Here is a 26,684-nt window from a genome sequence, read left to right as displayed (position 1 = left end):
TTAACCCTCCGTCCTCAATATCTTTAATGGTGGCTGATTTAGAATGCTTCTGGTACTTAATACACCTGTAATTACTACCAGTAATACAATTGAGCCAAACAATAACAGCGTTGGCACCAATGGCGGAACAAATGTAGCATCAAAAGTAAACTTTGCCATTGCCCAGCTTCCACCAATGGCTAAAATTAAGCCCGCAGCAGCGGCAAAAGCCCCTAAAAAGAAATATTCTATCGCGTTGATGGCCAGGATTTGTTTTCTGCTAGCGCCCATGGTACGCAGTAAGATACTTTCCTTGATGCGTTGGTTTTTACTGGTTAATACCGAAGAGATTAAAACAATCCAACCGGTAACCATGCTAAAGCCCGCCATAAACTGGATCACAAAACCGATTTTGCTCAATAATTCATCTAATAATTTTAAAACAAGATCTAAATCGATTACAGATACATTCGGGAATTTCTGCACCACTTCACCCTGGAAACGGGCAGAAACTTCACCAGATGGAACCTTGGTCATCAATACATGAAACTGTGGTGCCTCTTCTAATACTCCTGATGGAAAAACCACCCTGAAATTGGTCTGCATCCGGCCCCAGTTTACTTCCCTCAAACTGCCCACAACCGTTGGGATCATCATTCCTTGCACATTGAAAAGGATTTTATCATTGAGTTCTACATTAATCTGTTGCGCAAAACGCTGATCCAATGAGATGTAAACCGTTTCATTTGGTTTTATTTTTCCGATCCATTTACCTGATGTGATCTTTTCTGCAGCAGTTAAAGTATCCTGATAAGTAGCCCTGATCTCGTTGCGGTAAGCCCTTCTGTTATTCGTATCTGCACTGGCTTTCTTTCCGTTAATTTCTTCAATTCGCATCGTAATTACAGGTACCTGATTCATTAAAGGCAGTTTAAAAGCTTTCGTTAAACTGTCTAAGCCTTCTTTTTGTGTATTCTGAATATCGAACATCACCATATTGGGCTGGTTGGCGCCCGATGAAAGGGTAACCCGGCTCATTAATATGCCTTGCACAAAAAATAAGGTGCAAATAAATGCAGTAGATAAACCGATGGAAACCGTGAGCATTAAGGTTTGGTTATTCGGACGATAAAGGTTTGCAAAACCCTGTCGCCATAAATAGCTCGATGAGTTTGGCAAGAGTTTCCTTACCAGGAACATCAGTAATCTGGAGAGTACAATCAGCAATATAAAGGCGATACCAATGCTTAGGGTAAAAGCCAGTGTTTGTACCCAGGTTTTCATTTGTAAATGGGTAAAACCGGTAATAAAGGCTACCATAAGCAGGTATACGAGCCAGGTTAAAGGATCTTTTGTCCTACCAACTTTTTCAAAAGATACCCTGATCGCATTTAACGGCGAAATCTTTCGTACGGATAAGAGTGAAGGGAGGGCAAAAAGGATGGAAATAATGAGGCCCAGTAAAATACCCTGACCAACTGCGAACCATGAAACCTGCATGGTGATTTCAACGGGTAAAAAATCTTTTAACACCAGGGGCAACAGGAACTGTACACCTGTGCCTAAAATAGCGCCAAGGATAGAAGCAATTAAGCCGATAAAAAACACCTGAATGAGGTAAATTAAAAAAGCATGTCTTGATTTTAAACCTAAGCACCGCAAAGTAGCAATGGCACTTAGTTTCTCCTGAATATACACATGGATGGCACTGCCCACGCCAACACAGCCCAACAGTAATGCAATAAATCCAGATAAGGCCAGGAAACGGTTTACATCTTTAAAGGATCTTCCCGTCTGCTCTTTCCGTGATTCTACCGTATCAGCTTCGAAACCTTCTTTTTCAAATCTTGCATCCTGTTTTTTAACCCAGGCATCAATACCCGATGGATCGTTATACCTGAAATAAAATTTATTGTTAATCCGGCTCCCGGTTTTAATGAGGTTGGTTTTATCCAGTAATTTTAGTGGAATATATACCGTTGGAGCGATGCTGGAGCCGATGCCGGTTTGTCCGGGAGCTTTGGTTAAAGTGCCCAGGATTTTAAAATTAAGATCGCCGATTTTTACCGAATCGCCAACCTTGGCATTGTACTGCAACATTAAAGTTTGATCAACCAAAGCATTTCTTCCCGACTGGAAATTCTTGGCTGCAGCCAATGGAATGGTCTCTATGGTGCCGTAATAAGGATAATTGCCTTCAAGTGCTTTCATCTGCACTAAACGACTGCCTCCACCTTTCTGGAAATAGATCATCGAAGCAAATGTTTTTTCCTGCGAGCGTTCGTTACCTAAGGTATCGAGCATTTTCTGCATCGCTTTGCTTACGCCTTTGCGGCTATCCAGCACCAAATCGGCACCGGTAAGCTCTTTCGCCTGTGCATCAATATCTCTTTGCAGGTTATCTTTAAACGAATAAACGGCCACGAGTGCAGCAATACCCAAAACAATAGAAGAGATAAAAAGAAATAAACGTGCACGGTTTTTCCGGCTATCACGCCAGGCCATTTTAAACAGCCACGAGAATTTAATACGTTGTTTCGGCAGGCTGTTAGGCATAAGTAGGATTTTCGTCTGAAATGATTACGCCACCTTTAATTTTAATATTTCTTGAAGTTTTGGCTGCAAGTTCAAGGTCGTGTGTTACAATGATCAGGGTTGTTCCGGCATCTTTATTTAAATCGAAAAGTAGTTTAATTACTTTTTCGCTTGTTTCTGCATCGAGGTTCCCGGTTGGCTCATCGGCAAAAAGAATGGCCGGTTGGTTAGAAAATGCCCTTGCGAGTGAAACCCTTTGTTGTTCGCCACCCGATAACTGGATTGGGTAGTGATGTGACCGATCGGCAAGGCCAACTTTATCCAGTAGTGTTAAGGCATGTGTTTTGATGTTTTTTGCACCCCTCAATTCTAAAGGCACCATCACGTTTTCGAGTGCGGTTAAAGTAGGCAAAAGCTGAAAATTCTGAAAAATGAAACCTACATATTGATTTCTCACCGCAGCGCGTTCATCTTCATTTAGTTTTTCTAAGGCGATACCACTCAGTTCTACTGTGCCGCTACTTGCCCGGTCTAAACCTGCACATAAGCCAAGCAGGGTGGTTTTACCGCTTCCGGATGGACCTGTAATGGCCACCGTCGATCCGGCTTCGATAGAAAAATTGATGTTATCCAAAACAGTGAGCTCCCGCCCGGCACTTTGGTAAATTTTGCTTACATTTCGGATGTTCAATATGCTTTCCAATAGCTGATTTTTTTAGGGTTTGCGTATAGATTTTTGCCAAACATAACACGGCGATGCCTGTTAAGATAATGGTTTAACGATAATTAGATATACTTTTATTAGATATGTTACGAAAACGATTAATGGGCCTATTTGTTTTGAGCCTGATCCTCTTAAGCTGTGGAAACCAGCAAAGTAAAAGCAATAAGGATAAAACTTTAGATTCGGCTGACCATAAGGCGTCTGTTTCAACAGCTAAAAAGAAAAATATCCTCTTTTTTGGTACCAGTTTAACAGCAGGTTACGGGCTAGATCCAACAGAAGCCTATCCGGCCTTGATCCAGAATCGGGTTGATTCTTTAAAAATGCCTTACAATGTAATTAATGGCGGCTTAAGTGGCGAAACTTCTGCCGGTGGCAAAGGAAGGATAGATTGGTTGCTTAAACAACCTGTTGATGTTTTTGTGCTCGAACTCGGTGCCAATGATGGTTTACGGGGATTACCGGTAGCACAAACGATCAAAAACCTACAGGATATTATTGACAGGGTAAAAGCCAAGTATCCTAATGTAAAATTGGTAATGGCGGGTATGCAGGTGCCACCGAATATGGGCGCTAAATATGCTTCGGATTTTAAAAACATATTCCCTGATCTGGCGAAAAAAAATCAAATGGCACTGATTCCATTTCTTTTGGATAAAGTGGGTGGAATTCCTAAATTAAACCAGGCCGATGGTATACACCCAACAGCAGAAGGGGATAAGATTTTGGCAGAAAATGTTTGGGTAGTATTGAAGGGATTGTTATAATTTTCTCGTTTCTTTAACCACAGAGGACATAAAGAGAAAAGCGCCGAGGACACAGAATTTGGGTGGGTATACTAATTTTCGCTTTATTTTGAGCAATTAGATTTATTCATAAACATTAATGGCGATGACTTATTACAATATCGTCATTGCGAGGTACGAAGCAATCCTACAACTGTGGGTTGATATTTTATTAACTCAATCTTATAAATAGCGATTGCATTAAGATTGCTTCGTACCTCGCAATGACGAAGTTTCTATAAAAATGGAAGGATTAGCGTTATACTTTTCACTCCTGCCTAAAACTTTTAAGCGTTCCGTTATTGTTAAACTGGATATCGTAGCGTTCGCGGCTGCCATTAATCGATCTGGGGTTCCAGCGCATACCATTATCCCAAATGGTAATATAGGCATCAGATGTTGGCTTTGCCCCTTCAACCTGAGCGGCTTTTACATTATAATTTTTTATTACCTGTTGTGCATCTGCAAAATGTATTTCACTTAAAGGAAATGTTCTGCGTTCCATGTTCCTGGCTATCACTGGTTCTGGTTCCGACCATTTACCATCTTTATAATGATATTTATCTACATATTTAGGATTGCCCGGATGCTGTAATGCCAGGTTGATCGAACCATCCTCATAGAAATGAATCGATTCATATACTATAATTTCTTTATTTCGATACTGCGGCAATTTTTTTAGTTTGTTTTCTGCCTGTTCGAGTTCTTTAGCGCTTAATAATCGTTTTTTAGCTTTTATTGCCGGTATTTCTATCCCAATGTTTGTTTTTGCTCCTTGCGGGAGTTTCATTTCTTTTAAAAAATCATTTACCCTTTTCTGTATTTTCTCAGCCGCCACAGGGTCTTTCTGTTGTTTTAACAATTCAATATCATGAAACATTTCTTTTGCTTTCAGCTCCATTTCAGGCGTATTAACGGTGTCGCCATTTATCACTATCGTTTTCTCCTGTCGGCGCTGTACAGAAGTAGTTGTACTGGTTTTAGTGGTTCCTGTATACTCACCATTTGTACCGAAGTGATTTTCCTTATTATATTTTTTAACCAGCGAATCGTTGGGATGAAAGGTTTCATCTACACTTTGGGTAATTTGCCTGCAGCTCAAAGTAAGCAGGCTGAAGAGTACAATGAGGCTATAAAAATGCTTTATGTTTTTCATCAGAATTCTCCTTCAACTTGATTTAAATCTTTTTCAAAAGCAGCTTGCTGCGGATCCTCTTTGAGGTAAAAAATAGAAACATATTCCTGCCTGGTGATATCCAGGTCGAGCAGATTTACAATTTTTTTGATATTTATCCTGTGTTTTTGGTTAAACTGATCTGCAAATTCGAGTTCGAAATTGATCATGGGTTGCTCGTTGATGTAGGTTCCGGTTTGGTAGGCTTTTAACAGTCGGGCATTAGTCTGCGTACCTCTAAATTTAATCAGGAAAAATTTATCAGGTTTGCCGATAAACTTTCTGAGGATAAAAGCTCCGAAAGTGCGGTAAAGTAGCAGTGTAAACGCACAGGTTAATAAAGGATGGCCAATACTCATAAAACGCCAGCCCATGCCCTCACTTTCCGAATAATAAGAATAAACATAATAAGCAATAACAATTGCGGCAAAGCTTAGCCAGGCCAGGTTAGTAAGCGCAACGATTATTTTTCTGATACCTACTTCTGTAGTGGCAAAAATAAAATAAGGGGCATTTTTTACCTCTTTATCTAACAAAATACCAGTGGTTTTACCCACTTCATAACGGCGTTCGTATGGTTTTGCATCATTTACCTCAGTTTTTTGTGTAACAGTGCTGCCCACCAGGTTTTTAAACTGCAGGGTAAGTTCATAGGTATCGTAAGCTGCTCCCGGTTTCGAAATTTTTGCCGATTTTAATATTTTAGCCTCTCGCGGTTCGCCGGTAGTTTTAAGTTTTTCGATGTTCCGTTTAATCAAAAAGGTACGGATTATCCATTTCCGGTAATAACCAATCAACAACACGGTCCAGAAAAATATAGATATGGCAAGCAACGAAAGCGAATACCACGGATTGCTGTCCGTTAGGTTGGGCATGTTCTCGCTTTTGATGTTGTAATATAACAACATGGGGAATGGGATAGCGAAAAAAAACATGTAAATGCTCCAGAATATCGAAAGTCCTTTGCTGATGTTGTGATTCATTATTGCTTATTTAATTTAATTATTTTGTATTGTTCAAAACTCTGGTCCATAGCAGAAATAGATGATTTTTGGATCGCTTGCGGGTAAACCCAGTAATGATCGTAACTCTTTTTAGGTCATGGGATGGATGTTAGGTTTCTCAGTTTATCATACGCTATGGTGAATTATTTTTTCAATTTCCGTTAAAATCTCTGTTTCAAATCCCTCTTGTCTTATCTGGCTTTTGCGGTTAGTACCAAATGGCTGACTAATGGCGAAGCTTTTACCATATTTATTCTGTTTATGCGATAAGGCATAATGCAGCAGTCCATCTTCTTGTATGTGAAGGATAAAAACATCTTCAAAAGGCATAATTTTACGGGTAAATAATCCAGGGATTTTTTTGTACACCTGCCGCGTGTACTGATCGAAAATATAGGTAACATTAAAATGGAAGATAAAATCATAGAGCGCCGTAAATGCTGATACCAAACCAACGGCCATTACGCACCATTGAATATCACGGTAGAGATGGAGCATAGGCGTTACCACAAATATCCCTGCAGCAAGGAGCGCAAAAAACAAAATCTTGCTTTTATAATCTCGTTCAGGTTGAAAACTCATTCTTCCATTTTCTAATTTTAGGTTATATCCATTCATAATTAGTGATGCGATTTTAATGCTGTGGCAAGCCCATTATTGTACTTATTTCATCGCTAAGTCTTTGCAGGGGTTTTGCGGTAAATAAAGTTTGTGCCAGTAAAATATGCCTGATTTTATTGCCTTTTCTCATTACCATAATGGCCTGAATACTTACGGTAATGAAATAACTTTTTTGTTTTGAGATGAGAAAATGGTCAAAATCATCAAAGCTATAACTCACCGGCGTGCTGAAGAAAAAACGTTTACGCTGTATCTCACGGTTGTGCTGATCGAAAGCAATAATGCCTGTTGTACGCAAGATGCCCAATAGGCCTATAAGGGCGAAGAATGTAACGTATAAAAAGGTTGCCCTGCTGGTGCTGTAGAGCGATATGGCTATTATGGCCGCAACACAACCAAAAGTAATTGTGTAAAAAAGTCCTTTTTGTACTTTTAGCTTATAAGTATTGCCTTCTTGTTTGAAATATTTAAATGTTTGCATGTTGGTTTAATTGCTTGAAAGTGAATTTGATATTCTGTAATGTCGATCATTCTTTTTAGTCTTCATTAAAATACTGTCCAAACCATTTTTCGAAATTTTCTTTGTGTTTTTCCTGTGCGGTTTTAATTAATTCGTCAGGCTCTTCAATCTGGTTGAGGCGATAATCGCCTTTCATCCATTTTAAATACTGATTCAGGTCTTCACGCTCTTCGTAGCTGTTTTTATCCTTGTAAAAATAGGCCTGGTCAAAATCAACCCAAATTTCGGCATCGTAAGTAAGCAGGTGCAAAAGTTGTAAAATGTTTTCCGCAACAACATGAACACCGCCTTCATCTCCAAAAACCACTATAGGCATCTGGTTTAAAGGTTGATTACTTGCATCGTTCCATATCGTATAAAAGGAACCCGAACCGTTTGCCTGTGCAAAAGGGATTAATCGGTTTAAAAAGTTTTCATCCCCGCTCCAGCTCTGTAGTCCTGATTTATCATCGATTAAAACACCAAAACCCTGGCTGTAATTTTCGAAAGAAGAAATATTGTTCTGAAAGTAAATTAGTTTTTCAAGTTCAACAGGGATTTCACTTAAACCTAAATTTTCTTTAAAATCTGTTATGTTTATCATAGGTAGGTTATTTATTATAGAATTATTGAATGAAAGAATGAGTGGAACAGCAACAACTAAAAAGGCATCTTTTTTACTTCAATGCCATTATCATTCGCGTAGGCCTCAGCAATGTCCCAAAGCTTATTGTATTTCTGTACAAAAGCATCATAACTTTTATTATCCATTTCGGTTATGGCAAAATTAATATCGATTTCCGGGGCGTGGCCATCAATCATCTTTGCAACCTTCAAGTGATCGCTTTCATAGCTTTTTAGGACAAAGGCATAAAGATCAAACGCCGCATCAATCATCGGTTTTGTTTTTTTGGTGGGCTTTAGATCTTTAATCTTTTTTACATTAGCCACTACTGTTGCGATGGAGTTATTTCGAAGATACTTCTCACAGGTATTAAAATCTGGCGTATTTGCGCCTCCATTAATATATCTTAAATAAGTATTGAAATACTGCCCGCCAAAACGCGATATGGAGTTGGTATTCAACGCTACCCGGTCAAAATATTCTTCTGGTGTGGTAAAAAAAAATTCGCATGCGGTGATGGTTAAAACCATCACCATTAGCATGACATTTTTGAAATTGAGGCGCATAAACATCTTTTTTAATATTTGCCGGCAAAGGAAGATTTGTCTTCGAACATTTTACCAATAAGTGGAACAGGCTTTAGCGCACCATTTGCTGCATTGATGATGCCCATAATCCATAAAATGATAAATACAAAACCGATTAAACCTAAAAACGATAGGCTCGGTATCAGCGTAGCCACAATGTTTAAAACCACACTGAAGATAATATTCACAATGGCCAGGCCTAACGATTGTCTTAAATGATATTTAAGCAGTGCATCAGCTTTGTCTTTTCCAATAAAATAAGCAATTAACCAACCGATAATGGTGATGTAAGAAATGATAGCAAGAGATTTGTTGTTCATGATTTATGTTTTAGGGTGAAAAATTATTTGATTCAAAGTTGAGGTTAATCAGCAGGTTTTTAGAGATTCTGCTGCCTACAGAGCATCTACAGTATTTTAAAAAAGCGTCTACAATGTATCTACATATTTTTTTAAGTGTTTGATTTTTAAGTTTTTGTATCATTTATTTATTTTTGTTTTTCGTCTACAACTTTATTCAAGATCCAATCTTTATGTTAATTTTACGATATGAAGCATCTGATTCTTAAAGGTATATTACTTCTAATCACCATTACCATCGTTAACCTTAGCGTTGGTGCGCAAACCTTATTGGATAGTACAGCGCTTGATAAACTAAGTGAAAAAGATAAACCAGCACTGCTTACCCAACTGGCAGAGCGAAGCAGGATTAACGGCGATTATAATGCCGCCATAGCCAGGGCCAGGGAGAGTGCGTCGCTGGCATTAAAAACAAAAAATTTTAACGAAGCCACAAAGGCATATACGGTACAGGTAAGTGTGTATGCTACTACTAAACAGTTTGCATTATCAAAAAATGTAAGCGATACCGCTTTATCACTTGCCCAACAATCGCGGGCGCCCATTGCACTGGCTTACGCCTACTACGCACAGGCGCAGTTTTACAATGCCATTGATAATACCGAGGAAGTAACCAGATACTGCCAGTTGGCGCTTAAATCGTTAGGTAAAAGAAACGACCCTTATCTAAGTGCCAAATTATATTATCAGTTATATATGCTTAACTCGCGGAGGGATGATGTTGGAAATGTAAATAAATATGCCCGCGCAGCTGCCGCAAACGCCTTAAAAACCAATGATTATAACCTGTTGGGGAATTGTTATATCGCTTTGTCAGTTGCTGCCGATTATAACTATGCCAGCACCAAAAATGAGGCCTTGCGTGATAGCATTATTTATTATTTAAATAAAACGCAAAGCCTTTACCAGCAATATCCTAAATATGTTGCGCGGAAAACCTATGGTATTTCCTGTATCAATAGTGCCGATTATTACCTGCGTTACTTCTCCGATACCGATCAGCAGGCAAAAGCCAATGCCATCCGTTATGCCAGTTTGGCCAACGAAGTAATGAAAGGTGCAATAAACGGCGAAGAAATCAGGGCAAGCAGCCTGGGTATTTTAAGTGAATATGCCAAAAGGGATAAAAACTTCGTAATGCAAGAAGGTTATTTACAAGAGGCTTACAGCGTAATTAAAAGTAAAAAAGTGCCTTACTATTCTACCATGATCACTGTGGTAACCGCCCTGTCGAATTTTTACGAGGAGCAGGGGAATTATGAAAAGGCACTTGAATTCCAGAAAAAAGCTACGGAATATAACAATAAATTTTTTGATGAAAAACGTACGCTAAATGCCCAGAAACTAGAGGTGCAGTACGAAGCTGAAAAAAAAAACAATGAGGTGAAGCTGTTAAAGCAAAGTGAAAAATATGCCCGACAGCAAAAATACCTTTACATCGGTATTGCCATTGCTTCGTTGCTGGGACTGATATTTATGTTTCGTTCTTACCATTTCAGGTTGAGGTATTCGCTGCAGCGTGAAAAACAGCTGAACTTGGAAAAAAAGGACTCTGAATTGCAAATGATGCTCGAAAAAGAAGAAAAAGCCAGGTTAAAGGCCGAACAGCAATTGTTGGAAAGTCAGCAGCAACAGCTACAAAAAGAAGTAATGGCAAGCCAGCTACAACTGGAGCATAAAAAGGAAATGCTTTTCCAGATTAAAGAAAAGCTGGCTGATTCGAACCAGTTAAATATCAATAAGATATGGAATGAGGAATTACTTTTGGATAATGATTTTGAAGTGGCAAAATTTCAAATCCAGCAGGTACACCCAGAGTTTTTCTCTTTGCTTAACCAACGGGCGGTGCAGAAACTCACCGCACTGGATCTTAAATTATGTGCCTACCTGCATTTAAAAATGGATACCAAAAAAATTGCCCAGTTGATGCACGTGGAGGCTAAAAGTGTACGCATGAGTCGTTATCGCATTAAACAAAAACTTGGGCTTGGCAAAGAGGACGATCTGAATGTGTTTCTGCAGAATATGGGATAAGTTTTGAGTTGAGAGCGTCAAAAGTCTAAAAACTGACCTGTTAAAGTTGAAGCCTGTATTATCGCTGTTTTTTCACTTCCAGGTTCTTGTAAAATCCATCTGATTCATTACCTGCCCAAAATCCTATTTTTCCCTGTTGTACCTTGTTTAAAGGAATAATAGCCATACAAACCTTGGTATCATTTTGTACAAATACACTTATCAGGTTGTTTTTAATCTCTAGCGTAACATGGAACCAGTTATTCGGATCTATTTTAGAAGCTATAGCCGATTCATATTTATCCGGAAAGTTTTCGCGTAAGTACGGCCAATCGTCATCTGGTAGCGAGATGTATTGAACAGCATGTTTTTTTCTTACCGGGTCGGCAGCAAGGAAATTAAAGGGGCGGAAGTAAACTGCCTGATAGGTTGAGTCATTAACGCCCGAAAATGCAAATCCAACGAAACTTTCCTGTAGTACATCCTTTCCTTTAATATCGAAATCAATGGTGCCCGTTTCAAAATCAGCATTTTTGATCCAAACCACGCCCGGGCCAGGTTTAGCGCTGATGTATACTGTTTTATTGGTTTTTCCATCAGCAATCAGTTTAAAATTACGTACGGCACTCTCCAATGGGTTTCCAGTTTCAAAATCGATTTTTGTGCTTTGTGCGAAAGTAATTGTAGCAAATAAGAAACTCAGGATACTTGTCAATACAAATTTAATCATGGTAAAAGATAGTTAGGTGTGCTGTAGGATTATTGGCTTAGCTTATTGTTACAATTCTTTTGGTTATTTCTGAATTACAGAAATTCGCTTTTGTTTAATTTATAAAATAGGGTGATTATACGGTGTTTTAATACATAAAAATGTAGTTATTTCGGATAGTATATGCCTGTCCCATCTAAAGGTAATATTAACCAAATACAAACATAAACTGCTCAAAAATGAAAACATTAAAACTGGAAGAAAGATTAGATGAAGTATGGAAACACTGCCAACGGGGATTAGTTTATCCTTCACCTTTCGCTATTTTTACCACCTTTTGGACAAAAACACGTATATCCCGAGCACAGTTGGCCGATTTGATGGCTTCTGTAAGAAAAGAAATCAATACCAGTGCCGAACTTAAAGATCGGAATACCTCTGTAATCCTGGGTGTTTCTTTTAAAAACTGGGTAGCCATCTGCAAAAGCGATGATTTGTCACTGCCTAAAGGGATGCAGCTTAATTTTCCAACTGAGGCAGATCCTTATACTTCTGATGTTTTTGATGCATCAAAAGGAGTATTTGATGATACCGAAGGCGATATCTGGTTCCACATCAAAAGCGACAGTAAAAATGCCTGCGAAGTGGTATTGGAACGCATTGTAAACTCACTAAAAGAAGTTACCAAACATTATTTCGCGCAGGATGCTGCTTCAAAATCAAACCATAAAGATGGCAACAAGGGGAAAGTGCTGGGCTGTCGCTTTTCAGAAAACCTGAACAATCCTTCTGATCCCATTACCATTGCCAAACATACCCTGATTGGGGGAGAAGACATCGATCACCTGGGTGGTTCATTTGTGCTGGCTCAGCGTTTTGTGATCAACTGGAACCAGATTAATATGATGACAGAAGATCAGATTGAAGACCTGATTGGCCGTAAAACCGATGATACCATCATTCCAGACCGTGATTCGCGTAGCCACATTAAATCAGCAAGAATCCAGGATGAACACGGTAATACTACGCCAATATTGCGTTTAGGTTTGCCTTTTGGTCGCGCTAAACAATCGTCCATCGGTTTCAGGGCACCAAAATCGGTGACTGTTTCTGATGAAGAGGGCATCTATTTTGCGGGTTTCGCCAAACAAGCATCCAGTCTCGAAAATATCATGAGCAACCAGATTGGCGGGGATAAAGGTTTTATGAACGACCGTTTGTTCAATCACCTTAAATCCGATTTAGGTGGATTTTTCTATATCCCAAGCATCAATGACCTTGGCCTGGATCAACATCCTGATTACAGCAATAATTTTGCCTTTGTGGATAAAGGCGACTGGTCGAGATTCCCGGGGGTAGATTGGTCGCGTTTAGACCGCCATTACCAGGATGCATCCGAAAACGGACTGATGTATTACAACCACCAAAATTACCTGTTTACCATGTCGACTGGCATTAACCGGCATAACCATTTCTTTAAAGTACCCACCAACAGAATTCTGAGCCTGATGGAAAATATTTTTTCTTTATGGCAGGATAACTGGTATTTCAATCGTAAACAGGAAGAAATTAAAGAAGATCTTCAATACTATATCAACGCCTATAAAGGAAGCGATAAGCCTGCCGACATTATGAAAGAATCGATCATGGTGAGGAAAGGATGGGCAGTTAGGATGAGTTTACAGCTCTTCAGTTCGCCCGAATATGGTTTCAGGGGACGTAAAATCCGCTTCCCTGATGGAAGTTTACATGCTTATTCTGCCTTTATCGAAGCGAAAGGCGAGTGTGTATATGGCTCGGATACTTACCGGATTTCGCCGGAAGAAATCATTGTTGGCGCCATGCCAAACTTGTCGTTAGGTGAGGGGCGTTATGTGATGAAATACCTTTCGGAAACTGAACGCATGGATGGCTTTTTAAGCAATCTTAGTGAAGCTTCTGGCGTGGGCCACGTAATTCCGCATTATGAAAAAGCCATACAAAAAGGCTTGAAACAGATGAAGGAAGAGGTATTGGCCTACGAACAAAAAGCAACGACTAAAGCACTTCAGGATTTTTATCGTTCTTCTTATCTTTCATTAGAAGGAATTACCGAATATATTCTTAACTACGAAAAATTAGCGAGGGAAACTGCTGATAAAATGGCAAAAGGGCAAGAATGGGAGCGGGGTAACCTGCTGGCCATTGCCGGGCGCATGAAAAAACTGGCTACCGATAAACCCGAAACTTTTGTTGAAGCCGTACAGTTTATTTTTACCCTGCACACTTGTTTGCACCTGAATGGTGAACCTACCGCTATCGGCAGGATGGATCAGCTGTTGCAGCCTTTTTACGAAAAAGGTGAGGTATCGGAAGATGAAGCACAGGAAATTATTGATGCTTTTTACATTAAGCTCGATGAAAAAGTGCAGCAGAACCGGATCTTTATGGAAGATCATCAGCCTTTTGGTAACCTGGCGATGGGTGGTGCTTCTGGTCCATACCCGCAAGGCGCTTCATTAGGGCAATGGATTCAGCAAATTACTGTAGGCGGTACCATCGCTGATGGTACGGTAGATTTTGCCTCATCAAAACCTGCTTACAACGATGTAACCAAACTTTTTATCCGCGCTTCGGGCAGACTGCCTTTAAATGCGCCATGTTTATCGTTGCGTACCCGTAAGGATATTCCAAAAGAAATTCTTGAAGAAGCGGCACACGCCATTCTTTCAGGTGGGGCACACCCGATATTGCTTAACGACGAAAAAATTATCGAAGGCCTTTACCGCAGTGGCGACGATGTAGGGGGAAGCCTTGGCTCAGATCATAAAAACTGGAATTCTGCAGTAAGCATGCAATCGGCACAGAATTATGCTTGCGATGGTTGTTATGAGCCTCAATTTCCTGGTGAAAACTGGTTCTCATTGGGTGGGTTTTCTACTTTGCAGCCTTTGGAGTGTGCTTTAAATCAGGGCAGGACTTATTCTTCTGCAGGGCAGTCGTATCTTTTGGGGCAAAATATATCGCTCAATTCTAAACCGGCCGACCAGATCAAAAATTTTGATGAACTGGTGGAAATCTATTTCCAGCATTTCGAACTGCTAAATCGTAAGGCTTTTAACGGACAGCTGATGGGCTTTGGAGCCAATACCAAATTCTGCCCTTCGCCAATACTAAATGTGTTAATGGACGACTGTTTGGGCCGGGGCCTTGATTTCTACAGCGGCGGTACTAAATACAACATCTACGGACCATGTTACATTTCTTTAAGTTCGGCCATTAATTCATTGTATGCCATTAAAACCATGGTATTTGATGATAAAAATGCGGTAACCACCCTGCCTGAACTGCTAGAATGTTTATGTTGCGATTGGGGTTACAAAATGACAGAACCTTTTATCAGCACTTTGGCAGGCGAATCGCGTATTGCCAGCCGTTCCGATCGTTTTAAACGCTTAAGGGAAATTGCACTCAGCTTACCACGTTACGGTCGCGGTCATGAGGAAATCGATACTTTCGGAAATACGATAGTAGAAGGTATTGCGAGGATTTCGGTAGAAACTTTTACCAAACCGCTACCGCAGATGTACAGTGCATTGCAAAACCTGGCGGCACGTTACGGTACGGAAGAACATCCTTTCGGGATCCAGATCCAGCCAGGCGTAGGTACTTTCGAAAATCATGTTGAAATGGGCGCCTGGAATGGGGCCAGTGCCGATGGACGTAGATTGGGTACGGCAGTAGCTTCCGATTTAAGTTCGGCGCCAAGCCCGATGGATTTACCGATCGACCATCAATACGCTGGTTTTGAAACCTCTTTAGCTGGATTTGAAGGTAAAGGTACGGACCTGATGACGGATGGTGCCCCAACGGATTATAACATCGACGAAAATTATCCTGCAGATAAAATCGTTAAGGTAATGCAGCAATTTGCAGAAGGTCATTCTTCAAACATCTTAACCATTACCGTAGCCAGTCCTGATACTTATGGCCAGGCAGTAGGCTCGCCAGAACAGTTCAATCTGCTACGTGTACGTACAGGTGGCTGGTCTAATTTCTTTACTTCGGTGTTCCCGCTTACGCAGGATCAGCACCGCAGAAGGCCGGTTTCTACACCAGCCGTGCCAGAGAAGAGGGAGGGAGATATTAGTAAATGCCCGTTCCATCATAAAATGGCGGAAGGGTAGGAGCAAAAATAATAAACCGCCTGTAAGAGATTACGGGCGGTTTTGTTAAATCACGTTGGTCGTGATTGTAATCCCATCTGATGAACCAAAAATTTATAATCCTTATTCTAGCGCAAGTTTAAGCACCCAGCCTTGATAAAGGCCTGACTTTCGCTTTCGTTAAACATACTAACCATCCACATTATAAAAATCTAAAACCCTTGGAGAAATCCTCAAATCGGGACGAAACACCATCATGAGTTTTGTAGAAGAAACCCTTCTGTCATTTATATCGATTTTATGCAATAAATTATCCTTCAGGATTGATAGCCTGCAAGGATATATGCCATTGGGCGCAAAATCTTTGAACATGTTCATTGAAAAAGGAATTAAAATTCATTTCTGATAACCGAATATTAGCGATTTTTTACAAATTGCAATTTTTTACTACCATTAGATGAGAACTGACCTGAATAATGAGCTGGCTACCAAGCCACACTATCCCATATTAGACGGCCTTCGCGGTATTGCAGCCATAATTGTGGTAACCTTTCACCTTACTGAACCATTGGGAACCGGGCATTTAGATATCCTTGTTAATCATGGTTACCTGGCGGTAGACTTTTTCTTTTTATTATCGGGTTTTGTAATGGGTTATGCCTACGACGACAGGTGGCAAAAAATGTCAGTCGGCAATTTTTTTAAACGCCGTATGATACGTCTTCAACCTATGGTGGTTTTGGGAATGACGCTCGGCGCTATCGGGTTCTATTTTACGGATTCTACACTGTGGCCACTTATTCACACTATTCCTGTTTGGAAGATGTTGTTGGTGATGCTGATCGGTTATACCATTCTTCCGGTACCCGTATCACTTGATATACGCGGCTGGGAAGAGATGCATCCACTTAACAGTGTAGGCTGGTCGTTGTTTTTCGAATACATTGCCAATATTCTTTATGCCGTCTGGATCAGGAAATTTTCCAAAACAGCATTAAGCATACTGGTGGTTATTGCTGCTATCGCACTCGCACACCTGGCCATTACAAACGGCGACCTTAGTGGTGGGTGGACATTAAATGTAGAGCAGGTACGCATTGGCTTAACCCGTACCATGTTTCCTTTCTTTGCAGGCTTGTTACTTGCACGTGTAGCGAAACCAACCCAAATTAAAAACGCCTTTTTATGGTGCAGCCTTTTAGTTGCTGTTGTACTTTATATGCCACGCATTGGCGGTGCTGAACATCTTTGGGTGAACGGGATTTATGAAGCGGTTTGCATCATCATTGTTTTCCCGCTCATCGTATATATGGGGGCAAGTGGTGTGATGAAAACGCAGAGAGAGAACAGGATATGCAAATTTTTAGGTGATATATCCTATCCGCTTTACCTGGTACATTACCCGTTGGTTTATTTTTATGTTGCCTGGATCAGCAATCATAAAGGGTTAACAATTGTGCAGGCCTGGCCTTATGCATTACTTATTTTAGTAGGTGGCATTGTTTTGGCCTATGCTACATTAAAGTGGTATGACGAACCGGTTCGCAAATGGTTGCGTAAAAAACTGGCCTAAACTCGGTATCGAAAGATAATAACTTGAGTTTTTTACCACAGATGGAAACCGATAAACAAAGATTTTAATATCTTATCTGTGTCTATCCTTTTTATCTGTGGTTAATTTTCTTTTGTTTTTTTAACAATGCAACTTAATCGCTCAGCTACCGTTGTGTCGCCTTCAATTTTGATTACAGGGCAATTAAGATCTTCCAGCCAATTTTCGTGAATCCCGATATTCCGTCCTGGAAAAGAGCGGTCTTCATATTTAGATGCCCATTCTATAAATTCAAGAAATAGTTGATGCCGCTGCGGATCATCATAAATGCGGTTTCCATAACGTTCTATTTCCCTGTTTACCAAACGTTCCATCCTGATTTCTTTTGGGAGGTACAGGAAAACGACAAGGTCGAACATTTGTTTCCATTCTTCACCCCAGCTTACCAAAGAGCCACCCACAATGTAATTTTCTGACCGGCTTAACTCATCCTTGAGCATTTGGTTGCGCAATAAAGGTTCTCTTTTTACGGTATACGGTATGGCAGATTTCTCCCAGAAAAAGCTGTCGGTATCGAAATATGGGATATTGAGTTGCTTAGATAAAGCTTCGCCCAGTGTGGTAGAGCCTGCGCAGGATGCACCAAGGATATGGATTTTCATGGTACAAAGATATTGCAAATTGATTAGGGGTAAAAAAACAGTTCGCTTCGAATGAGCGGATAAAATTTGGTTCATGAGCCGGATCGTTAAAGACCCGGCTCATTTTGTTACTGCTTTTCTCTACGGGTGGGGCGACAAAGTCTTATCAAAATTCCAAAACTCGTAAGAATGGCGAAAGCACCGACTAGTACATTAAATTTTTCGATCATATTGGTTTAGTTTGTTAATTCCAAATTATAACTTTTGCGTTACAAAAGAAATAGCTGAGCATAAAACAGGAGAAAAAATTATTAACATTTTAGGTGCCAGGTAAAAAAAAGTGACTATCCATATGCTTTAGGCTGGTTTTTAATGTGAAATACCATCCGCCATCTGATTTTCAGGCTGTTTTTATTATAGAAACTCCTTCCTGCTATTTGCAAGTTAAGAACCTGTTAGCATTGGTTAAGAAATAGTTGTTTACAAATACTGAATATAGTTTACTTTGATTTGTCTATTAACAGCAAAAACAAAACAAAATTATTAAAGAAAAGATTTGTATTTCAATTCATTAAATCCCTTAATTATTGAGCAAACACGTTGTTAAATTTCCCTCAAAATCGAGCCAGAAGAACAAAATAAATATTAATCCCGGTATGTACAGTTTAAATCTTTGATTCATCCTTAGGTAGAATACGATTTCATTTTTCAGAACCCATACTTCATTCTGGTTGCGCTTGTGCAACTGGAATTAGTAAAAAAATGATTTTTCGAATCCATCTATAAATTCAAATTCCACTAATCACTAAATACAACAAACTAAAAACTATTAATTATGAAGTTAAATCTCTACAAAAGAAGAATAGAGAGGAACATCAGCAGAATTGCTATTTTGTTACTCTCAATAATCTTTTGCAACGTTCGGGCCAGTTCGGCAGATGGCGGAAAATTACTCCTTTCAACAACCGTGGTCAAAAACCAGCAAAAGGCCATTATTGTTAAAGGAACGGTAAAAGAAAAAGCTAACGGAAAAACCATGCCCGGCGTTAGCGTATCTGTTAAAGGAACTTCAACTACGGTATCTACAGATGCAAACGGCCAGTATCAAATCTCAGCACCCGAAAACGGTACCCTGGTGTTTAGATTTATTGGCTTTAAAAACATGGAAACAGCTGTAGATGGAAGAGCCCGGATAGATGTTTCCTTAACCGAAGATGCTGCACAGCTTAATGAAGTAAATGTAGTTTCTACCGGTTACCAGGTTTTAGACCGGAAATTATTTACCGGGTCGGCAACACTGGTTAAGGCATCAGATGCACAGCGTAATGGTGTGCCAGATGTGAGCAGGATGTTAGAAGGACAGGTTGCAGGGGTAAGTGTGCAGAATGTTTCGGGTACATTCGGGGCAGCTCCAAAAATTCGTGTAAGGGGTGCAACCTCACTTTCTGGCGATAATAAACCACTTTGGGTAGTAGATGGGATTATTTTAGAGGATGTGGTTAACATTTCTAACGATGCCCTATCAACAGGTGATGCCAATACGCTGATTGGTTCATCCGTGGCAGGTTTAAACCCTGATGATATTGAAAGTTTCAGCATTTTAAAAGATGCTGCAGCTACCGCGCAGTATGGTGCCCGTGCCATGAACGGTGTTATTGTAATTACAACCAAAAAAGGCCATGCCACAGAAGGTGCACCTAAAATTTCGTACACCGGGAACTATACCACTTATTTAAAACCGCAATATTCCAGTTTCGATATCATGAACTCTGCAGAGCAGGTTGGGGTATTAACAGAATTGGATAACAAAGGCTTTTTTAACCATGCATCTGCGTCAAGAGGTGCTGATGGTGGTATTTTCTCTAAATATTACAACTCCTTATATGATTATGATGAGGCAACACAAACCTTTAAAACCAGAAATGATATTGCCACGCGTAAAGCATTTTTACAAAGATATGCAGAGGCCAATACCGATTGGTTTGATCTTTTGTTTAAAAACTCGCTGCTACAGGAACATTCGATAAGCATAAACGGCGGAACAGAAAAATTCCAGACCTATGCCTCGAGCTCTTATCTGCACGATAGTGGCCAAACCATTGGTAATGGTGTTGATCGTTATACGGGCAATTTTAGGGCTAATGTAAAAATTAGCAATAAATTAAGTGCAGAAGTGCTTGTAAACGGCTCAATCCGCGATCAGAAAGCGCCCGGAACGTTAAACCGTAACTCAGATCCGGTTTATGGTACTTACTCGAGGGATTTTGATATCAATCCTTATTCTTACTCTTTAAATACCAGCCGTGCGCTAACCGCTTTTGATCAGGATGGAAACAGAGAGTATTTTACCAAAAATTATGCACCCTTTAATATCTTAACAGAGCTGGAAAATAACTATTTAAAGTTAGGCCAGATCGATTTAAAAGTGCAGGGTGGCGTTAAATATCAGATCATCCCTTCATTAAAATATTCTATTGATGGTGCTTACCGTTTTGCCAAAACCGAACGCCAAACCTATATTCTGGAAGGTGCTAACCTTTCTATGGCCTATCGTGCAAATCAGGATGCAACCACCATCGGGTCTAACAAATATTTGTACAGCGATCCTGATCAGCCTTATGCAGCGCCAACCGTGGTATTGCCTGATGGAGGTTTTTATAATACCCAAACCGATAACCTTAAAAACTTTTATTTCCGCCAGAACCTGGAATTCGATAAAACCTTTAATGTAGACCACAGGTTAAACGTTTTCGGCTCTATGGAAGTTCGTTACATCGATCGTCAGGCCGAAAATTTTGATGGCGTAGGTTATCAGTATGAAAATGGTGGCGTAGTTAACCCTAGCTATAAGTATTTTAAATTTGCACAAGAATCAGGCTTTCCTTATTACGGAATGGCCACCTATAGAGACCGATTTTCTGCCTTTTCTTTAAGGGCAGCTTACTCATACAAAGATAAATACAGCTTTAATGCCACCACCCGTTACGATGGATCCAATTTGCTAGGCAGTAGCAGAAGAGCAAGATGGTTACCAACCTGGAACGTTTCAGGAGCATGGAATATTGATCAGGAATCTTTCTGGCCTAAAAATAACATCTTAAGTTCTGCCAGGATCAGGGCAACCTATGGTTTAGTGGCCAATTTGGGTAATGCCAATAACTCATCTGCGCTTTTCTATAATCAGATTACCAGAAGACCATATGAAAATGAAAAGGAAACGGCTACTTATATTTCCAGTTTAGAAAACTCAGAACTTACCTGGGAGAAGTTAAAGGAATTTAACATAGGTGCCGATTTAACAATGCTTAACGATCAACTTAACGTGACGGTAGATCTTTATAAAAGAAATATTTATGACCTGATCGGCAGCATCCGTACATCAGGCATTGGTGGCCAGTTTACTAAGAATGCCAATTATGCCGATATGAGTGCCAAAGGTTTAGAATTTACGGTTGCCGGCAATCCGATTAAAGGAAATGATTTTAAATGGAGAACCCAGTTTAATTTTGCCTTCAATAAAAACGAAATTACCAACCTGCAGGTAAGTCCGAATATATTTAGTTTAATTGATGCAGATGGTGGTGCACTTATGGGTTATGCACAAAGAGGACTTTTTTCGCTTCAGTTTGCTGGTTTAGATCATAATAATGGTTATCCATACTATATCGATCAAAACGGCCAAAGAAATTCGAACGTAGATTTACAAAGTACAAAAACGGCATATTTGAAATATGAAGGCCCTGTTGATCCTACATTTACAGGGGGTTTTTATAACCAGTTTCGTTATAAAGCCTTTACCTTATCGGCACTGTTTACCTTTGCAACCGGCAACAAGGTGCGTTTAGGAAATGTTTACTCCGCTACCTATCCTGATTTTTATGCCATGTCTAAAGATTTGCTTAACCGTTGGATTAAACCTGGAGATGAAATGTTTACCAATGTTCCGGCTTTGTTAGATTCATATCAAACGGGTACACAGGTTACAAATGCCGCTGGCAATACCATTTCTGCAGTATATCCTTACAATTTATATAATTTCTCATCAGAAAGGGTTGCCAGTGGAGATTTCATCAGGTTCAAACAAATTTCACTGGGATACGAACTTCCAAAAGAATTTTTGAGCAAACTGAAAATTGCCTCGGCGCAAATTTCATTCGTAGGCAATAACCTCGCACTGTTATATTCAGATAAGAGGCTTAACGGACAGGATCCGGAATTTTTTGCCTCAGGAGGGGTAGCCTTGCCAATACCAAAACAATATACTTTATCACTTAAAGTTGGTTTTTAAAAAAGAATAACGATGAAATTAAATCATACCAAAAAATTATTTGTTGCACTAGTAGCATTGCTTACCACACAATCGTGCAATAAATTTTTAGATACAGAACCCGATAACAGGACTGAAATTAATACGGTTGCCAAATTATCTCAATTGGTTACGACAGCCTACCCTGATCGCGATTACCTATATTTTACCGAAGCCGCTTCTGATAATTCGGAAGATAAAGGAAATGGCGTTGGCGATTTAACCAATGTAATCTCAACCCCTTATGCCTGGCAGGATTTTATCGGTAGCGATACCGGTTCGCCAACCGCTTATTGGAATGCCTGTTATCAAGCTATTGCGGCTGCCAATCAGGCGCTCGAATCAATAGAAAAAAATAACTTCGGAAACGCTGCCTTACCTTACAAAGGCGAAGCTTTAGTGGCCAGGGCATATGCGCATTTTATGCTGGTTAACTTTTTTGCCAAAGTTTACGAAATTAACGGAGCCAATGATTCACCCGGCATACCGTATGTAACCCAGTCCGAAACCAAGGTAATCCAGAATTATGAAAGAGGAACGGTAGCGTCAACCTATCAGAAAATAGAAGCCGATTTAAAAGCAGGAATCGTTTTGTTAAATGGAAGTGCCTACGATGTTCCGAAATATCATTTTACCCCTGCAGCAGCCAGCGCATTTGCCTCCCGTTTCTATTTATTTAAAGGCGAATGGCAAAAAGTTGTCGATTTTGCAACTGCTTCGGTACCTGCAGGCGATTTTCTAAACAATATCAGGCCAATTAATACCACTTTAAGGGCCTATGGTACTGCAGAGTATAATCTGGCTTTTACACGCTCCGATCAAAAATACAACCTGTTGCTGGCCACTACTTATTCACTATTTCAAAGACAGAACACACCAAGGCAGGGTTATGGACAAAACCTGGTTAAAATGTTTGGTATAAACTACAATTTCACCGGGAAAGCTACCGGACATAAAATCCTTTTTAACGCCGTACCCAATTACACTACCTATAAATATAAAGAGCTGTTTTTTAGAACAACACCAAATGCACCAAGTGGTGTGCCATACATTATGATGCCACTTTTTACAACTGACGAGGCATTAATGAATAGGGCAGAAGCTTATGCCGAATTAGGTCAGCTAGATAATGCGGTAAAGGATATTAACACTTTTTATAGCACCAGGATTTTAGCTTACAGCCCTGCAACTGATGCAGCAACAGCTGCTAGATTAGCTACTTTTTATAATCTTCCTGATCAGAAACAGGCGGTGATTAAAACCGTTTTAGAGACCAAGAAATTTGAATTTCTACAAGAAGGTGTCAGGTGGCTGGATATCATTAGGAGAGGTTTAACTGTGGTGCACAATAAGTACGACAGCAACAACGATCAAACATTTGTAGAGTTAAAAGCTGGTGATAACCGCAGGGTTTTCCAGATTCCAGAAGAGGCTAAGCTTTCGGGTGTGCCATTAAATCCAAGATAATTAAATTAATAAAGTCATGAAAAGTAATTTAATCAAAACTTTCTTAGCACTGTTTCTTTTTACCGTGGTACTCTCATGTAAAAAAGAAGCACCTTTAAATGCTGAAAATAGTACAATAAACCTTGATAATCCAATTGCCAATACCGAATTGGATCAATGGTTAAAAACCACGTTTTTGGATGAATACAATATCGATGTGGTTTACCGTTACAACAGGTTTTTACATGGTAACGATAAAGATATTGCAGCCGTAAACGTAGATAAGGTAAGGCCACAAATGGAAAATATCCTACAGGGTTTTATTTTACCATACCGGAAAATTGCAGGAGCTACCTTTATTAAAAGGTTGGTGCCAAAACAATTTGTGCTTTACGGGTCTCCATCTTATAATACCGATGGATCGGCAATTGCTGCAACAGCATCGGCAGGTAGAAACATTACCATGTATAATGTGAACAATTTCGATGTAAACAGTGCTGCTGCCAATTTCGATAAACTGAGAACAATCCATCACGAGTTTACGCACACTTTAAACCAGATTGTGCTTATGCCCGCAGATTTTCAAACGATCACAAAGTCTACTTATCTGGCTACCTGGACAACCACGCCTGATGCAACCGCAAGGACAAATGGTTATGTAACCAGTTACGCATCGAGCTCGCCTGGAGAAGATTTTGCAGAAACGGTTGCTTATTTATTGGTAAATGGCCAGGCCTGGTTCGATTTAAGGGCTGCTGGTGCCGGCGCAGTGGGCAAGGCGGCTTTAAAAGCGAAAGAAGCCAGTGTGGTGCAGTATTTTACGGTTAATTTAGGCGTCGATTTTAGGGCCTTACAGCGCGAAATACAAGGGATTGTTAGAGACGGATACAAATATGTACCAACCAGTTTTGGCTATTTTGTAGGGCAAGATTTAGGTGCTACCGCAGATAAAGCCATATTAAGAACCGTAACTGTTAACTTAGAAGATGCACTATATACCAAGTATGGTATTTCTACTGAATTTGCAACTGCTTACAATAATTTTAAAGCACAGGTGGCTGCTAACCCGGCATTTTATGCTTATCACGTAGATAACATACAATTTCGATTCGAAAGTGCAACCTCTATGGTCGTTAGATTGGCCTTTACCGGAACACAAAATATAGGTCCAACGCAGTATAGTGGCGATTTTTCCTTTTCTTTTACGTCTAACTCTAATACCGGGGAGCTGGTGTTTACCAAAATTGCACAAGGTACAGGTACAACATTTAGCAATGCAACCCAATTTCTTACGGCGTTTGCCAATACTTTGCAACCTTACCTAACGGGAAAAACCTTTATTGCTGATTGGATACCTAAAACTGTATCGACCACTGATTTTAATACTTTCGGCGGCTTTTACGTAAAAGGTACCCCAACAAATTATTTTTACGGCCAATTTGCATATTAAAATTATGAAGAAATTATTATTCCTATATATAGGTCTGCTAAGTTTAGCAGGCTGTAAAAAATCAGATTTTGAGTCTAACTTCGAGCAATCGCCAGAAGAAAGGTATCAGCAAGAGCTTGTAAAAGTGAATACCGCTTTAACCGGAGCCAGCAACGGCTGGGTGGCTAATTTATCTACCCAGGCCGGCGGCGGTTATGCATTTTACATGACCTTTGATGGTACCAAACAAGAAGTTAAAATGTATGGAGATTTAAATGATAATACCGCTACCAAGATCGGAACCTCTACTTACAGGGTGAAGGCCGATGTAGGCGCTACTTTAATTTTTGATACCTACAACTATATCAACTGGCTACAGGATCCGAATCCTGCTGCATTTGGTGGCGATAGGGCTACCGGTTTTAAAAGCGATGTAGAGTTTACTTTCGACCATATCACTGCCGATAGCCTGGTGATGATCGGGAAAAAGTATAAACAAAAATTATCTATGGTAAAAGCAACAGCTGCACAAAAAGCTGTTTATGATGCTGGTGGTTATAAAGCCGTAATAGATAACTTTAAGAGCTTTTTTGTGGCTAAAAACCCTTATATAGAAATTACCGCAGGCGGTAAAATGATTAAGGTGGCAATCTCATTAAATACTTCAAACACGGTACTATCGGGTAAAAGAGTTACCTTTTTAAATGTTGGTGAAGATGGTGTGTCAACATCTGTTATTGGGAAATATTCTACAACCCTCGATGGAATCAACATTTTAAATGATGGTTTAGTTTATCAGGGAATAAGATTTGTAAAGTTTGCATTAAAAGATGCTACAACCATTGTTCTCTATGATAATACTGGAAAAGAGTATGCCATCAAATATAGTACAATACCAATCTTTCCGTTATTTCAGCTATTTGGCAAGGTTTATACCAGTCTTTCATTGGTAAATGCAACAACTTATCCGGGATGGGGCGCCGATTATGTAACCAGAAGGGCCACTGCAGCCAGAGAAATGCTGGTAACCAATAAGTATGGACTTACCCTGGCGGAGATGTATTACACGTTTAATTTTGTAACCAAAACAATGGTATTAAAGGTAAATCAACCACAAAATGGTAACCTCTTCGTTGCAAACATTACTTACGGTTTTACTAAAAGTGATGCAGGCGTATTTAAATTTACCTATCAAACGGCTGATACCAATGGTGCTGATATTTATCCAAACCTGGCGGCATTGTTGGCGCAACGTTTAAATGTTGATGATTTTACCATCGATTATGTTGTACATCCAACAACGGGTGAAGTATTGGGGCAATTTAAAAGTGTGCAGAATCCTACTTTTACTTTTTCGGGTTCGCTTCAATAATATTAACTTAAATCACGCTCTTATCACAAAATGGATCTTCTTTTTTAAAGAAGGTCCATTTTTTTATTGGTGTTTTTTAGGTACTGATCTGCAAATAAAACAATATGTTTTGTTGTAAACTTATGTATAGTTATACTAAACTATTGTTTTTGTCGTTTGTAAGGTTTTCTGTATTTAAA

20 protein-coding genes are annotated in these 26,684 nt (G+C 39.7%); 8 read left to right on the top strand and 12 right to left on the bottom strand.

All coding sequences use genetic code 11. From position 1 onward, the window contains the following. A complete protein-coding gene (locus R2R28_RS13215; RefSeq protein WP_316826159.1) occupies positions 1-2,535 on the bottom strand; it encodes an ABC transporter permease in 2,535 nt (844 codons plus the stop codon). After that, positions 2,528-3,217, bottom strand: coding sequence for an ABC transporter ATP-binding protein (locus R2R28_RS13210; RefSeq protein ID WP_316826158.1), 690 nt, complete (start codon positions 3,215-3,217; stop codon positions 2,528-2,530). Before R2R28_RS13210 ends, R2R28_RS13215 begins: the two co-directional genes overlap by 8 nt. 104 nt (positions 3,218-3,321) lie before the next feature. On the opposite strand from R2R28_RS13210, the gene R2R28_RS13205 reads away from it, so the two are divergent. Further along, on the top strand, positions 3,322-4,005 hold the full coding sequence (locus R2R28_RS13205) for an arylesterase (protein ID WP_316826157.1): 684 nt from the start codon (positions 3,322-3,324) through the stop codon (positions 4,003-4,005). Positions 4,006-4,291: 286 nt separating this feature from the next. On the opposite strand, the gene R2R28_RS13200 is transcribed toward R2R28_RS13205, so the two are convergent. From R2R28_RS13200 to R2R28_RS13170, 7 genes are all read right to left on the bottom strand, one after another. Continuing rightward, positions 4,292-5,179 (bottom strand): hypothetical protein, encoded by an 888-nt coding sequence (locus R2R28_RS13200; RefSeq protein ID WP_316826156.1) that lies wholly within the window; start codon positions 5,177-5,179, stop codon positions 4,292-4,294. Next, positions 5,179-6,180, bottom strand: a complete 1,002-nt coding sequence (locus R2R28_RS13195; RefSeq protein ID WP_316826155.1) for a hypothetical protein — start codon at positions 6,178-6,180, stop codon at positions 5,179-5,181. The genes R2R28_RS13200 and R2R28_RS13195 overlap by 1 nt, the downstream gene beginning before the upstream one ends. A gap of 147 nt (positions 6,181-6,327) precedes the next feature. Next, a complete protein-coding gene (locus R2R28_RS13190; RefSeq protein WP_316826154.1) occupies positions 6,328-6,819 on the bottom strand; it encodes a hypothetical protein in 492 nt (163 codons plus the stop codon). A gap of 16 nt (positions 6,820-6,835) precedes the next feature. Beyond that, entirely contained in the window at positions 6,836-7,303 is a 468-nt protein-coding gene (locus R2R28_RS13185) for a hypothetical protein (protein WP_316826153.1), read from the bottom strand. 55 nt (positions 7,304-7,358) lie between these two features. Then, positions 7,359-7,925 carry a hypothetical protein gene (locus tag R2R28_RS13180; protein WP_316826152.1) on the bottom strand — a complete coding sequence of 189 codons (567 nt, stop codon included), beginning with the start codon at positions 7,923-7,925 and terminating at the stop codon, positions 7,359-7,361. Positions 7,926-7,981: 56 nt separating this feature from the next. Continuing rightward, entirely contained in the window at positions 7,982-8,512 is a 531-nt protein-coding gene (locus R2R28_RS13175) for a hypothetical protein (RefSeq protein WP_316826151.1), read from the bottom strand. Between the two features lie 11 nt (positions 8,513-8,523). After that, the gene (locus tag R2R28_RS13170) at positions 8,524-8,853 is read right to left on the bottom strand and encodes a DUF4870 domain-containing protein (protein ID WP_316826150.1); all 330 of its coding nucleotides are present in this window, start codon (positions 8,851-8,853) and stop codon (positions 8,524-8,526) included. A gap of 228 nt (positions 8,854-9,081) precedes the next feature. On the opposite strand from R2R28_RS13170, the gene R2R28_RS13165 reads away from it, so the two are divergent. Beyond that, positions 9,082-10,926, top strand: a complete 1,845-nt coding sequence (locus R2R28_RS13165) for a hypothetical protein (RefSeq protein WP_316826149.1) — start codon at positions 9,082-9,084, stop codon at positions 10,924-10,926. A gap of 58 nt (positions 10,927-10,984) precedes the next feature. Here the strand turns inward: R2R28_RS13165 and R2R28_RS13160 are convergent, their stop codons facing one another. Continuing rightward, a complete protein-coding gene (locus tag R2R28_RS13160) occupies positions 10,985-11,635 on the bottom strand; it encodes a hypothetical protein (protein WP_316826148.1) in 651 nt (216 codons plus the stop codon). 218 nt (positions 11,636-11,853) lie between these two features. Here R2R28_RS13160 and R2R28_RS13155 point away from each other — a divergent pair, with 218 nt between their 5' ends. Further along, positions 11,854-15,780: a Dyp-type peroxidase gene (locus tag R2R28_RS13155; RefSeq protein WP_316826147.1), complete on the top strand. Its 3,927-nt coding sequence runs from the start codon at positions 11,854-11,856 to the stop codon at positions 15,778-15,780. 168 nt (positions 15,781-15,948) lie between these two features. Here R2R28_RS13155 and R2R28_RS13150 read toward each other — a convergent pair whose 3' ends face one another. Continuing rightward, on the bottom strand, positions 15,949-16,137 hold the full coding sequence (locus tag R2R28_RS13150) for a hypothetical protein (protein ID WP_316826146.1): 189 nt from the start codon (positions 16,135-16,137) through the stop codon (positions 15,949-15,951). A 79-nt stretch (positions 16,138-16,216) separates the two neighbouring features. On the opposite strand from R2R28_RS13150, the gene R2R28_RS13145 reads away from it, so the two are divergent. Continuing rightward, positions 16,217-17,332, top strand: a complete 1,116-nt coding sequence (locus tag R2R28_RS13145; RefSeq protein WP_316826145.1) for an acyltransferase — start codon at positions 16,217-16,219, stop codon at positions 17,330-17,332. Positions 17,333-17,433: 101 nt separating this feature from the next. Here R2R28_RS13145 and R2R28_RS13140 read toward each other — a convergent pair whose 3' ends face one another. Then, positions 17,434-17,973, bottom strand: a complete 540-nt coding sequence (locus tag R2R28_RS13140; protein ID WP_316826144.1) for an AAA family ATPase — start codon at positions 17,971-17,973, stop codon at positions 17,434-17,436. Between the two features lie 814 nt (positions 17,974-18,787). Here R2R28_RS13140 and R2R28_RS13135 point away from each other — a divergent pair. Genes R2R28_RS13135 through R2R28_RS13120 form a run of 4 tightly spaced genes read left to right on the top strand, consistent with a single transcriptional unit; the run spans position 18,788 to position 26,505 of the window. Next, positions 18,788-22,240 (top strand): SusC/RagA family TonB-linked outer membrane protein, encoded by a 3,453-nt coding sequence (locus tag R2R28_RS13135; protein WP_316826143.1) that lies wholly within the window; start codon positions 18,788-18,790, stop codon positions 22,238-22,240. Between the two features lie 12 nt (positions 22,241-22,252). Then, complete coding sequence (locus R2R28_RS13130) at positions 22,253-23,725, top strand: RagB/SusD family nutrient uptake outer membrane protein (RefSeq protein ID WP_316826142.1); 1,473 nt, start codon at positions 22,253-22,255, stop codon at positions 23,723-23,725. A 16-nt stretch (positions 23,726-23,741) separates the two neighbouring features. Beyond that, positions 23,742-25,154 carry a substrate import-associated zinc metallohydrolase lipoprotein gene (locus R2R28_RS13125; protein ID WP_316826141.1) on the top strand — a complete coding sequence of 471 codons (1,413 nt, stop codon included), beginning with the start codon at positions 23,742-23,744 and terminating at the stop codon, positions 25,152-25,154. A 4-nt stretch (positions 25,155-25,158) separates the two neighbouring features. Further along, complete coding sequence (locus tag R2R28_RS13120) at positions 25,159-26,505, top strand: DUF4302 domain-containing protein (protein WP_316826140.1); 1,347 nt, start codon at positions 25,159-25,161, stop codon at positions 26,503-26,505. Positions 26,506-26,684 lie beyond the last annotated feature (179 nt).

Origin of the sequence: Pedobacter miscanthi (assembly GCF_032678605.1) — a bacterium.
GTDB lineage: Bacteria > Bacteroidota > Bacteroidia > Sphingobacteriales > Sphingobacteriaceae > Pedobacter > Pedobacter miscanthi_A.
The sequence above is the reverse complement of the archived record's forward strand: the minus strand, read 5'-3'. Positions and strand labels throughout refer to the sequence as shown.